Genomic DNA, 12704 nt, shown 5'->3' on the forward strand with positions numbered 1-12704 from the left:
CAGAACGGCTTTCGTTTCGGCGAAAAGTTTTCTATCTATGTGAAAAGCAGAGAGGGGTGCCATGTCCAAAGAGGTTATCAAAACAGCCAAGCGGCTGTTCGAAATCTTGGAATATTTCGACGAAGTGCAGAGGCCATTGAGTCTCAAGGAGGTCGCGCTGCGCTTCGGCTACCCCGTCTCAAGCGCTTCTGCGGTGCTCAAGAGCATGGTGGTGCTTGGCTATGTCGACTTTGACCGATATTCGCGCACCTACATGCCGACCATGCGTATCGTGCAACTCGGAAACTGGGTGCAGAGCGCGCTATTCGGCGAACGCGGAATTTCCGCGTTAGTCAACCACCTCAACAAGGAAACGGAAGAGACCGTCAGCATCGCGACTCAAAGCGACCTGTACATGCAATATATCCATGTTCAGCCATCGCCGCGTGCGATTCAGTTCTTGGTGAGGCCCGGGACGATTCGGCCCCTCGCGCGTTCGGGCCTCGGATGGATGCTATTGAGCGCCCGTTCGGATGACATGATCGAGAAGCTTGTGCGCCGCATCAACTTCGAAGAAGAGGATCGGAAAAAGAAGATCGATTTGAAAGAGCTGATGCAGAAAGTCCGAAAGATCCGCAAGGAGGGCTACGTCGTTTCGCTTCATACCGTCACGCCTGGTGCTGGCGTCATCGGCATGTTGTTGCCCGAGCGACGCCACGGCCGGATCCTGGCGATCGGCGTCGGCGGGCCAGTCGATCGGCTTGTCTCCAAGCGAACGCAAATCCTGAGATCACTTCGCGAGGGCATCGACAAATTCGTCTCCCAGGAGGATCTCACGCCCGCGACGAAAGCTCGCAACTGAGGAAATCCATTTTCACATATCTGTAAATACGCACCCTTATCTGTAAAGCTCTGGCTTTCAGGTTCAGCCCGGCACATGCTCCTGCCCACCCACGCCTTGAACGCGCGGGGATACAAGATGGCTAAAAAAGGGTGGAGTCGTGCAAGAGAAGGTGGTCGATCTGAGAACCAGGGATGGGGTGATGAACACGTATGTGTTTCATCCGGATCGTCCAGGGCCATTCCCTGTCGTCATCTTCTATATGGACTCGGTCGGCCTCCGCGAGGAGCTGTCAGACATGTGCCGGCGTCTCGCAACGGTCGGCTACTACGTCATCATGCCCAACATGTATTACCGCATGGTCCGCTGCGTCGACCTTGACGCCAATCGGCTGTGGGATCCTGCTTGCGCGGATAAGCTCGAGCTGATGTGGAAGCTCAATCGCCACCTCACGAACACCATGGTGATGGAAGACACGCAGGCGATGTTCGACTTCCTCGCCAATGAGCCGGCGGCGCGGCAAGGCAAGACGGGATGCGTCGGTTATTGCATGAGCGGCCGCTACGTCTACTATGCGATGGGCATGTTTCCCGATCGCATGGCCGCCGGCGCCTCCGTCTACGGCGCGCGTCTCGTCACCGACCAACCGGATTCCGCTCATCTCGTCACCGACAAGATCAAGGGCGAGATATATTTTGCTCTGGCTGAGCATGATCATTACGCGCCGCCCGAGATGCTCGAGCAGGTGTCGCAGGCGATCAAGGCAACCGGCATCAACGGACGGATGGAATACTATCCGGAAGCCGAACACGGCTTCGCCTTTCCAACCCGTCGCCTTTACCACAAGGCGAGCACCGAGCGGCATTGGGAGCGCCTGTTCGATCTCTTTCAGCGCAATCTGAATTGAGCTCAAAGGCCCGAGACGAACATACATTCAAGAGAGCCGCGGCGGCGTCGCAGTGCGCCTCGCGATACAATCATGGGGGAAGAACGATTATGCATGCGGATCGACTAAGGAGCATCTTTTCGGTTGGGGCCATCGTTGCCAGCACCTTGCAGCTCGCTTACGCGCCCAACGCGATGGCAGCCGACCCGGTAAAGATCGGTCTTGCGCTGCCGCTGAGCGGCGCGGCAGCGACTTACGGCCAGGAGTTGCAGCGCGGCGCCGAGTATGCGGCGGACCTCATTAATCAACGCGGCGGTATTCTCGGGGGCCGGAAGATCGAACTAGTCTTCGAGGACGAAAAGGGCACGCCGCAGGGCGGGGTTGCAGCGGTGCAGAAGCTGATGTCCGTCGGTCGCGTGAAGGCGATTACCGGCGGCACGAACAGCTCGGTCGTGCTCGCGGAATCCTCCGTCACGAAGAAGCGCATTCTTCAGGTTAACGCGGCAGCACAGGCCGATGCCATCACCGATCAGGGCAGCCCTTGGCTATTCCAAATAAACAATACCGTTTCGCTGAATTCGGAAGCCTTCAATGCCTACATCGTCAAAACCTTGAAGCCCAAGACGGTGGCCTACATGGGCGAGAACTCTGAGTTTAATAAGACCGTTCTGGAGAAGCTGAAAGAAAGCCTCAAGTCAGCCGACATCGAACTGGTCAGCACATCGACCTACGATGCCGAGACCAATGACTTCACGTCTATCCTCACCAAGATAAAGGCGAGCAATCCCGACATGATTTACGTCGCCGATGCCTATCCGGCGCGTGCAGCTCAGCTCTGGAAACAGGTGCGACAAATCGGCGGCTTCAAGATTGAGGCGATGTCGCCGGGGGTGGTAACGGCGGGCATGATCAAGCCCTCTGAGGGGGCCATGAATGGCGTCATCACGGGTGAAATCTTCATGGCCTCCGATCCGGGGCATGATGGGAAGGAATTCGTGGAGAACTACCAAAAGAAATTCAACAGCCTGCCCGGCAAGGGCGATCTTGTGATCTTCGAAGCGATTAATCTGATCGCTTCTGCGATGGACAAAGCGGCCACCGATAGCGACTACGACAGGATCTCGAAGGTCATTCGTGAAGGCGCTTGGCAGAGCCCGCGTGGTCTGCTGAAGTTCGACGGAAAGGGAAGGGCACGCGCGCCGTACTTCTACATTCAGCGAGTCGAGAACGGGGAAGTCGTTCAGCTTGAGCGCGTCAGCGCGAATTGAGGACCGACCACTGATCAAAAAGTAGAAGGTGCGACGGCTTTGGAACTTTTGGCTCAAACCTTGGTCAACGGATTGGTGCTGGGCGCCGGCTATGCGGTCATCGCCGTCGGCCTAACCCTGATCTTTGGAATCGTCGGCATCGCAAACTTTGCCCATGGCGCGTTCTTCGCCATGGGCGGCTACGCCTGCTATTTGCTGGCGTCGCAAGGCCTTAACTATTTGGCCGCTGTACCGTTGGCCGTCCTGATCGTCGTGATCATCGGTGCGATCACCGAATGGATGGTCATCCGGCGCAGCCTCTACGGAAACTCGCATCACGGCTCATTGATCGTGACCTTCGCGCTCGGTCAGGCCGCGGTGGCCGGATTGATCCTGATCTTCGGGCCGGATCCGCTTGCTGTGCCGTCGCCGCTAGGCCAGAGCACGATGCGATTTTTCGGGATCTTCGTTACTTCGCAGCGCGTTTTCATCTTCGTCTGCTCAGTGCTCGTGCTCGGTGCCCTCGGCCTTTGGCTTCGCCTGAGTATTAGAGGTCAGCAGGTCGTCGCGGTCGCCCAGAACGCGCGCGGCGCGCTCTATTGCGGGATTGACGTACCCTGGATACGCACGCTGGCCTTTGTGCTCGGGGTCGCCGCGGCGGGTCTTGCCGGTGCGCTTCTGGCGCCGATCTCGACGATCTACCCAACCATGGGATACAGCGCCCTAATCGTCGGATTTACCGTCGTCATTCTGGGCGGCATGGGCAGTATTCCCGGCGCGATGCTGGGAGCGCTTCTGATCGGTGTCGCCAACGCGTTGTTTGAAACTTATGTCTCCGTCTCTTGGACGCCCGCGTTGGGCTGGGCGCTTGTCATCGCCACACTGCTGTTCCGTCCACAGGGACTGCTCGGTCAACTCCAGCAGCATCGGCACTAATATGGCGACCCACTTCGGCACCATGATTGACAGGAAACTGGTGGCTGTTTCGGACAAGAACAGGTCCGGACGCACCGCCCGGGAAGCCTCCTACGCCATTTGCTCTCTCTTCGTCATCGCGGTGTGCGGTTACACCTTCACCGACCCGTTTGTGGTAACGCTGGCAGGCTATACCTGCGCGTTCGCCCTGTTTGCCTTGAGCATCAACATCATCCTCGGTGGTGTCGGCGAAGTCCCGCTCGGCCAATGCTTGTTCTTCGGTCTCGGCGCTTATGGCGCGGCGATAGGGATGGGCAAACTGGGGCTACCTTTCGACGTCTCGGTGCTCATCGCGCTCGTCTTGTCCGTAGTGCTGGCCGCGATCATCGGCGTCATTACGCTGCGCTTGACCGGTGCGTATTTCTCGATCGTCTCGTGGGGGCTTACCGGCGTGGCTATGGTCGCGGCGACAAATCTCGACGAAATCACCGGAGGTCCGCTCGGTCTGTTCGGGTTCCCACCAATCGAGATCGGTCCACTTCAATTGTCGGATCCGCCAACCTACTTTGCGGTCACCGCCACCATTCTCCTGGTCGCGATCCTGTTCCTTGTAGCCCTGCGCCGGTCTCCCTTCGGCGCGGCGATGGACAGTGTGCGTCAGAATCCTCATCTCGCCCGCTCCGTGGGTGTCGATGTCGCGCGTGTCCGGCTGAAGGCATTCATGCTGAGCGCGCCGTTCGCTGCGTTGGCCGGCGCGCTAGCTGTTCCCTACACCCAGATCGTGACACCCGAGGTGTTCAGCGTCGCAAACACTGTTGACGGACTCTTGATGGTGCTGCTGGGCGGCGCTCAACTCGTGATCGGTCCCGTCATCGGTGCTGCAGTGTTCACGTTGATTCCTCAGGCGATGAACCTCGATCCGAACATAAGGATCCTGCTGTTTTCGTCGGTCATCATTCTGATCATGATGTTTGCCCCAGGGGGTCTGCATCAAGTGGGCGTCGCCCTGCGTGACCGGTTCGGAGGGAAGACAGATGACGATCGCAGTCGCTGAGCGTCCGGCCGTCTCGGCCCGGGATGTCGTCAAGCGGTATGGAGGCGTGACAGCCCTGAACGGCGTCAGCCTCGACGTTCAGGAAGGCGAGATTTTCGGCATCATCGGTCCGAATGGCGCGGGCAAGTCGACGTTGTTCGACATTCTCTGCGGTATTACAGTCCCGACTAGCGGATCGATCCGCATTATGGGCAGCGAGATCGCGGGGATGCCGCCGCATCACATCGCGCGCTCGGGTGTCGCCCGAACCTTCCAAAGGACGGCGGTGTTTGCCGAAAGCACGGTGCTTGAAAATCTCCTGTTCGGGCGCCATGCCAGCTTCCATCACGGGGTCTTGGGCCGAATCTTCGGCAGCAAAACCTTTGTCGGGGACCAGCAGGCCTTCCAAGCTCGCGTCGAGGAGGTGCTCAAGCTTATCGGCCTTGACGGAGAGCGGCACCGAAAGGCGGGCGTGCTCGCGTATGGCGTGCAGCGCCGGCTCGCTGTCGGCATCGCATTGATGACCGATCCGAAAATCATGTTTCTAGACGAGCCGGCCGCCGGCATGAACGGCCGCGAGACTGCCGACTTCATTGCACTGATCCGTGCGATCGCGCCGGGGCGGACCATCCTCATCGTGGAGCACGACATGAGCGTGATCCGGCAACTCTGCGGCCGTGCGCTCGTCGTCGTCGACGGCATGCCGGTCGTGGTAGACGCGCCGCATCAAGTTCTCAGTCATCCGGAGGTCGTGACCGCATATCTGGGGGCTGACGATGACGAGTGATGGGACGCTGCTGAGCGTTAAGGACGTATCGGCGGCTTACGGCAAGGTCGTTGCGCTTCGCGGCGTCTCGCTCTCCGTCAAGCGCGGCGAGATCGTTGCCATTCTCGGCGCCAACGGCGCCGGCAAGACGACGCTGTTGAACGCACTTTCCGGCGTCTTGCCGATCACGGCAGGGCGCATCGAGTTTGCCGAACAACGCATCGACGGGCGCAGGCCCTGGGAGCTCAGCCGCGCGGGGATCAGCCACGTGCCCGAGGGGCGCGAGATATTCCCGTCGATGACCGTCGAGGCGAACTTGAAGATCGTCGACGCGTTCGGCAGTGGCCCCGTGTTCTCGGTCGAGGACGTCCTGAACATGTTTCCGCGCCTGCGCGAGCGCTTCGGGCAGGCCGCCGGCAACTTAAGCGGCGGCGAGCAGCAGATGCTGGCGATCGGTCGCGGTCTGATGGCGCGGCCGCGGCTTATTTTGTTCGACGAGCCGTCGCTCGGCTTGTCGCCGTTCTTCTCAAAATTCGTGCTCGGCGCGATTGGCGCGCTGCGGGCCAAGGGCCTCTCGGCCCTTCTGGTCGAACAGAATATGCGTGCGGCGCTTAAGATTGCCGATCGCGCCTACGTGCTGAGGGTGGGCTCGATCGTCCGCGAGGGATCGGCCTGCGAGATCGCCGACGCGCCCGACATCCAGGAAGCCTATCTCGGCGCTTAGCAGAGATAACTTATTGCAAAGAAATCTGAGAAGGACACATGCAGGGTCGACGCAATCTTCCGCTCGATGGCCTTACAGTCATCGATCTTGGTCAGGTCTATCAAGGGCCGTACGCAACTTACCTGATGGCCAAAGCCGGGGCCAAAGTGGTCAAGATCGAGCCGCTTGCCGGCGAGCCAGTTCGTCAGCGCGACAGCGTCAGCCGCGGCTCGGGCGCGCCGTTTGCGATGCTGAACGGCCACAAGAAGTGCATCACGCTCGATCTGAAATCGGCCAAGGGCAAGGAAATTCTTAAGCGTCTAGCCGAGGGCGCCGACGTTCTGCTTGAAAACTACGCGCCCGGCGTGATGGATCGTCTCGGCATCGGCTGGTCGGTACTCCACGAGCTCAATCCCCGGCTGGTCTACGCCTCTGGATCCGGCTACGGGCTGTCGGGTCCGGACAAGGACAATCTGGCGATGGACGTGACCGTTCAGGCCGTGTCGGGGCTGATGAGCGTCACGGGTTTTCCAGATAGCCCGCCGGTGAAGGCCGGTCCCGCGCTGGTCGACTTCATGAGCGGCATTCACCTCTATGCCGGCGTGATGACCGCATTATACGAGCGGCAGATCACGGGCGTCGGGCGGTTAGTGGAAGTGGCGATGCAGGAAGCCGTATTTCCCGCGCTCGCGTCCAACCTTGGCTATATGTACGACATCGGCAGGGCGCCGCCGCGCACCGGCAATCGCCACGGCGGTTTGTCCGCTGCGCCCTACAATGTCTATCCGGCGAGCGACGGCTACATCGCGATCATCGCAACCAACGAAAAGCATTGGGCCGCCCTGCTGCAAGCCATCGGGCGTACCGAGCTCGCCGACGATCCGCGTTTTCGGGACAAGGTTGCGCGCGTTCGCAACATGGACGAAACCGACCAGCTGATCGCGGACTGGAGCTCAAAGATCACCCGCGAGGAGGCCTGCGCGGCGCTGGCGAACTTCAAGGTTCCCTCCGCGCCGGTGCGCGACCTGGAAGAGGTCTGCAACGACCGGCATATGCATGCCCGCGGGATGCTGGAATGGCTCGAGCATCCGCAGTTTGGACGCATCGTGATTCCGGACAGTCCGATCCGCATCCACGGTGCTGACAGGTTGCCCGCTGCGGTCTCCTCGAGATTGGGTGCGAACACCGACGAGGTACTGTCGTCCATGCTCGACATGTCGGAGCCCGAAATCGCAACGCTCCGAACCGAGGGCGTGATTGGCCCGCGCCCTTCATCCACTTAACGAGAAAAGGACGATGTCAGCTTCGGAAACCCTCGTTGTCGATACCGCCTCGCGTGTCCTTGCGGATTTGGCCGATCCGCAGACAATAATCCTGAAGCGCGACGATGCCCGGAAGGCGGCGCTCTGGTCGTCGCTTCAGGATATCGGACTGGATCTCGCATGGGCTTCCGAGACCGCCTGCGGGGCAGGGGCGTCGCTCGGCGATGGCTTCGGCATTATTCGCGAGGCCGGCCGAGCGGCATTGGGAGTGCCGCTCGCTGAAGCGCTTTTGGCAGGGTTGCTGTCCGGACCAGCAGCGCGCACATCGCGGACTACATGATCGGCCTGTTCCGGACCTCCGGCTCGACCAAGGAACACAGGGGGGTACGGCCTGACCTGTTTCCTGGTCGACATGAAGACCCCGGCATCACCTGTCGGCCAATCGGCCGGATGAGCGGTCAGAACGACACCAACGAGGTCGTATTCCAGGATGCTTTTATGATCTTGTCATTCGACAATCCGGGTCCGGCTCTACGGCTTTTGAGGGCCGAGCGCTGCAAAAATATCACGCCGGGCTGGTCCCGGTGGGAGTCTTGGGCCGTAGAGCCGCCGTCGAACTCGCCGTTGCGATAAGCACGTCGTTCGGATCCCGGAGCTCGGCTTCCAGGAAGCCGACGCTGCGTCCTTGCCGGACGACCTTGCCGAAAGTCCGATACAGGCCTGGGTGTGCGGGCAGCAAAAATGCGACCTTGATCTCGAGGCTGGCGACCGTAATCAGGTTTTCGCCGCGCAGCAGACTTGCAGTCGCCATGGTCGCATCGAGCCAGCCCGTAACAATCCCGCCCTGCACGATGCCGCCCTTGGGATGCCCTTCGGTGGAATGGCAATGCCGCGGTTCGGCATGCCATTCGATCATGACGCGGTCGCGTGTCTGATCGTAGGCTACGGCGCCGACGCCGAGCAACTCCCACGCCGCCGGCCGTCTAGCCTCGGTCTGTTTGATCAGGTCGTCGTACGACATGTCTGGTGATGGCTCGCAATTGCTGGTGGTTTCACGAAGGCGAGCGGCAGCGCGCCTCGCAAACACTCAGCACAGGCAATGTCGCTACACAACCGCGCCCGGCGGAGATCAGCTATCCGCCGCGATGCCTTTTTGCCATGTGGAGGGATTTCCGCCAAAGCCGCGGCGGGCCCGCTTTTCGAGCCAGTAGCCCATTTGCGGCGGGACCGAGCTGAAGGTCGGGTCAACGCCCAGTTTCTGCGCCGCATCCATCGCCCAGTTCGGGTTGTGGATGAACTCTCGACCGACAGCGACGAGGTCGGCCTTCTTGTCTTGAAGGATTGCTTCGGCCTGATCGCCGTGAATGATGAGACCGACCGCCATGGTCATGATGTCCGCTTGTCGGCGGATATAGTCCGCGAACTGGACCTGATAGCCGTACTCGTTGAGGCGGAAGAAGTTGGGCACCTTGCTGTTGAGGCCGCCGGTGCTGCAGTCGATGACGTCGACGCCCTTCGTCTTGAGTATGCGCACCAACCTGGCGTTCTCCGCCGGCCCCCAGCCCGCCTCGTCCTCGATCGAAAGACGGACGAACAGCGGCTTTGACGCAGGCCAGTTGGCGCGCACGGACTCGGCGACCTCGATGGCAAATCTCATCCGGTTGGCTTCGCTGCCGCCATAGTCGTCTGTTCGCTGGTTCGCTTCCGGCGATAGGAACGAGTGGATCAGATAGCCATGGGCGGCATGCAGTTCGACGACGTCGAATCCCGCCTGAACGGCGCGCGCCGCCGCCTTGCCCCAGGCGTCGATCGCATCGGGAATCTCGCTGCGTTGCAGCGCGCGCGGCGTAACATAGCCGTCGCCGAACGCAAGTGCGCTCGGACCGATCAGATCCCAGCCGTCCACGTCCTCGACCTCCGCAAGCTCCAGAGCGGAGAGGGTCCCGTCTCCCTCCCAGGGGCGCCGGGCCTTTCCCTTCCGGCCCGTATGTCCGAGCTGGATGCCGGCTGCGGCGCCGTTCGACTTGATGAAACTTGCGATGTCGCGGAGGGGAGCGACGAACTTGTCATCCCAGATGCCGAGGTCTCCAACCGTCCCGCAGCCGCGGCGTTCGACCTTGGTCGACTCCACTATCACGAGACCGGCGCCACCCGCGGCGAACTTGCCCGCGTTGGCGATGTGCCAAGGGGTCGGAAAGCCGCGCTCTGCAACGTATTGCAGCATCGGCGGGACCACGATCCGGTTCTTGAATGCGACGTCCCGAATACGTAATGGCGAGAACAGCAGCGTTTCGTTCATCCCGGCCTCCCTTGTGGCTGGAAGACTAGGGGGCTACTCCGGGCGTGCCAATGCGCGTCAGCGACGACGTTGCATTTCCATAGATGTGAAAAGAGATGCTGCGATCCCTTCTGGCTTTTCCAGACCGCATCGTTCCCTCGATCGGTGGCAGCGGCGATCCGAATAAACGGGACGGCTGATATCACTCTGTCGTTCCCGATGTCGATCGCGCTCGCTGCTATTTGGTCTCGGAATAGCCTGCAAAGATTGTCGCCAAGGCCTTTCCCGATTTCGCGAGAATCTTCTCTCTCACTTACGCGATCCGCTCGACGGTTGGTGCCACCTTCTGGAATACCATCTCGACTCCGAGATCGTTGAGTACTCTATGATCGAACGAAATCGAGCTGTCGGCCCGCCGGTTCATCTGCTCGGCCCAGAACCTGCAAAGGCGCCAGTCAAGAGCTTCTCATACCGGCAGCCACGCACGAGATCGGATTGCCGGTTGTCCGATTTACGGCTCTTCAGTGAAAGTACGACGGCTTCTCTCGTCAGTCGGTCATGGACTCGCTCCCCCGAAGCGGGTCGTCGATATCTCAAACTCGGGTCGATGAATAAGCACAAGAGCCGGGCTTTCGGAAGGTGAAGCCAGACCGGGCAACCGCTCGCACGTTCGAGACCAAGGTCCATGCCCAGCTGTAGGTGTTCGGCTCGACCGCAAGGACATCGTGACTGGCAAGGACTCCACGCAAGATAAACTGCAGAAAGCGCCGCCTTGCGGCGATCCTTTCCTTAGGTCAACGAATTGGTACGAAACAATCCAGCGCCGAGTGAGCATTTCTTACGATGCAACCGTCGCGCCTGGAACAATAGATTAGAGCAGTTGATTCTTTTCGGATGATCTAAGTCATATATCAAATCGTCATTTGGCTCGCTGAGCGTCGCTGAGACGCGTGGTAACGGCGGCGTGGAGGAGAGCAGCGCCGCCTCACGGCGCGCGTCACTTCGAGCGGAAACCGCATCCCGCCGTCAAATCGCCAATCGGAATACAAGGGACAGGTAATTGACGCCTTCGATCAACAAAATGGCAGGATCGATCAATATTTGCCGCGGCATGTGGAGCTAACTTGGCCCCCGGAACGTCGCGCTTTGTCCTATTCAAGAATGCATGAAATGATCGATAACCGTTCAAGGGAAATCACAACATGTGGGGTCTCCGGCGTATTTTAGTCAGTTTTGCATTTGCGATCCTAAGCCTAGTTAGCGCATCCGAAGTTGCGCGCGCTCAGAGCACGTTGCGTGTTGTCATGGCAGCTGATCTCAAGTCGCTGGATCCTGTCTGGACAACGTCCTATATCGTTCGCAACCATGGATACCTCATTTACGACACTTTGTTCGCGCTGAACGACAAATTGCAAGTACAGCCGCAGATGGTGGATACCTGGACCATCAGCGACGATCAGCGCACTTACACGTTTAGGCTTCGCGATGGGCTCGAATGGCATGACGGCAAGCCGGTTACCACCGCTGATGTAATCCCCTCCATTAGGCGCTGGGCAGCACGTGATCCGCAGGTTGCGCAAGCCCTAATGAAAATCGTCCAGAGCATCACTGCAATTGATGAGCGGTCGTTTCAGATAGTGCTAGCCGAACCATCCAATCTGCTGATGATCGGCCTTTCAAAGCCGTCGGCTCCTCTCTTCATCATGCCAAGGCGTGTTGCCGAGCTGGATCCTGGTACCCAGTTGACCGACACCACTGGTTCGGGGCCTTTCGTCTTCAAAAACGACGAATGGCGGCCGGGAGAGAAGGCTGTATACGTGCGAAATCCAAAGTATAAGCCGAGGTCCGAGCCGCCCTCGGGGTTGGCAGGAGGAAAGATCGCAAAAGTAGACAAGATTGAGTGGATTGCAATTAACGATCAGCAAACAGCGGTTAACGCCCTAATCAACGGCGAAATCGATATGATCGAACAACCGCAGTATGATTTGTTGCCCTTGCTGGAGGGCGACCCTAGCCTGGAACTTGTCACACTAGACCACTACGGGGCGCAGTATACTTTTCGCTTCAACGTACTGCACAAGCCGTTTGACAACGCGAAGGTCCGTCAGGCAGTGCTATACGCGTTCAATCAGGAAGATTTTCTGAAAGCAGCAGTCGGTGATCCAAGGTATTACCGAACGTGCAAGGCGCTATTTGGTTGTGGCACTCCTTTCGATTTGAAGACGGGCTGGGAGGACAAGCTCACCTCTGATATGGAGAAAGCGAAGGCTTTGCTCAAAGAGGCGGGGTACGACGGCACTCCAGTAGTTCTCATGGCGACGACTGACATACAAGTATTGAACAATCTTGCACCCGTCGCAAAAGTGCTTTTAGAGCGCGCTGGATTCAAAGTCGACCTGCAGCGCATGGATTGGTCCACACTCGTGGCGCGTAGGGCCAAGAAAGACCCACCCCCCGTTGGGTGGAATGCATTTTTTACCAATCCTTCTGCTGTCGACGTATCCAATCCTGCACTCAATGGATTTACCAATGCTTCGTGTGACAGCGCTTGGGTGGGCTGGCCCTGCGATAAGCGATTAAGGGATCTCCGGAAAGAGTTTGAGAGTACGTTGGACGATAAACGGCAGAGAGCGATTGCTGAAGCCATCCAAGTCGCGTCAGTTGAATATCCGACTTACGTCATACTGGGCCAGTTCTACATTCCAACCGCCCGTCGCAAGACAATCAGAGGCAACGTTCAGTCGCCGGTAACGGTGCTGTGGAACATCGAGAAGGATGGGAACTGATTGAGAAG

At 59.2% G+C, this 12704-nt stretch carries 12 protein-coding genes and 1 pseudogene; 11 read left to right on the top strand and 2 right to left on the bottom strand.

Going from position 1 to position 12704, the window contains the following annotated elements; genetic code table 11:
* Positions 1–61: 61 nt before the first annotated feature.
* The 10 genes and pseudogenes from RAD10_RS34850 to RAD10_RS34895 all read left to right on the top strand — a co-directional run.
* On the top strand, positions 62–841 hold the full coding sequence (locus RAD10_RS34850; RefSeq protein ID WP_129142509.1) for an IclR family transcriptional regulator: 780 nt from the start codon (positions 62–64) through the stop codon (positions 839–841).
* Positions 842–1022: 181 nt separating this feature from the next.
* Positions 1023–1727 carry a dienelactone hydrolase family protein gene (locus RAD10_RS34855; RefSeq protein ID WP_245509441.1) on the top strand — a complete coding sequence of 235 codons (705 nt, stop codon included), beginning with the start codon at positions 1023–1025 and terminating at the stop codon, positions 1725–1727.
* Positions 1728–1816: 89 nt separating this feature from the next.
* The gene (locus RAD10_RS34860) at positions 1817–2974 is read left to right on the top strand and encodes an ABC transporter substrate-binding protein (RefSeq protein ID WP_129142507.1); all 1158 of its coding nucleotides are present in this window, start codon (positions 1817–1819) and stop codon (positions 2972–2974) included.
* Between the two features lie 39 nt (positions 2975–3013).
* A complete protein-coding gene (locus RAD10_RS34865; RefSeq protein ID WP_129142506.1) occupies positions 3014–3889 on the top strand; it encodes a branched-chain amino acid ABC transporter permease in 876 nt (291 codons plus the stop codon).
* A gap of 1 nt (position 3890) precedes the next feature.
* Positions 3891–4922, top strand: a complete 1032-nt coding sequence (locus RAD10_RS34870) for a branched-chain amino acid ABC transporter permease (RefSeq protein ID WP_129142505.1) — start codon at positions 3891–3893, stop codon at positions 4920–4922.
* Positions 4903–5688, top strand: a complete 786-nt coding sequence (locus RAD10_RS34875) for an ABC transporter ATP-binding protein (protein WP_245509440.1) — start codon at positions 4903–4905, stop codon at positions 5686–5688. The genes RAD10_RS34870 and RAD10_RS34875 overlap by 20 nt, the downstream gene beginning before the upstream one ends.
* Positions 5678–6391: an ABC transporter ATP-binding protein gene (locus RAD10_RS34880; protein WP_129142504.1), complete on the top strand. Its 714-nt coding sequence runs from the start codon at positions 5678–5680 to the stop codon at positions 6389–6391. The genes RAD10_RS34875 and RAD10_RS34880 overlap by 11 nt, the downstream gene beginning before the upstream one ends.
* Positions 6392–6429: 38 nt before the next feature.
* Positions 6430–7653 carry a CaiB/BaiF CoA transferase family protein gene (locus tag RAD10_RS34885; protein WP_129142503.1) on the top strand — a complete coding sequence of 408 codons (1224 nt, stop codon included), beginning with the start codon at positions 6430–6432 and terminating at the stop codon, positions 7651–7653.
* A gap of 13 nt (positions 7654–7666) precedes the next feature.
* The gene (locus RAD10_RS34890) at positions 7667–7972 is read left to right on the top strand and encodes a hypothetical protein (protein WP_208738460.1); all 306 of its coding nucleotides are present in this window, start codon (positions 7667–7669) and stop codon (positions 7970–7972) included.
* Positions 7942–8133, top strand: a pseudogene (locus RAD10_RS34895) (acyl-CoA dehydrogenase family protein); the annotation flags it as partial. The gene RAD10_RS34890 and the pseudogene RAD10_RS34895, both read left to right, overlap by 31 nt.
* A gap of 64 nt (positions 8134–8197) precedes the next feature.
* On the opposite strand, the gene RAD10_RS34900 reads toward RAD10_RS34895, so the two are convergent.
* Together RAD10_RS34900 and RAD10_RS34905 are read right to left on the bottom strand one after the other, a co-directional pair.
* A complete protein-coding gene (locus RAD10_RS34900) occupies positions 8198–8653 on the bottom strand; it encodes a PaaI family thioesterase (protein ID WP_129142502.1) in 456 nt (151 codons plus the stop codon).
* Between the two features lie 108 nt (positions 8654–8761).
* On the bottom strand, positions 8762–9931 hold the full coding sequence (locus tag RAD10_RS34905) for an NADH:flavin oxidoreductase/NADH oxidase (protein WP_461620995.1): 1170 nt from the start codon (positions 9929–9931) through the stop codon (positions 8762–8764).
* Positions 9932–11214: 1283 nt separating this feature from the next.
* Here RAD10_RS34905 and RAD10_RS34910 point away from each other — a divergent pair.
* Entirely contained in the window at positions 11215–12696 is a 1482-nt protein-coding gene (locus RAD10_RS34910; protein ID WP_164936740.1) for an ABC transporter substrate-binding protein, read from the top strand.
* The last annotated feature ends 8 nt before the right edge of the window (positions 12697–12704 follow it).

This window comes from Bradyrhizobium sp. 23AC (assembly GCF_054863025.1).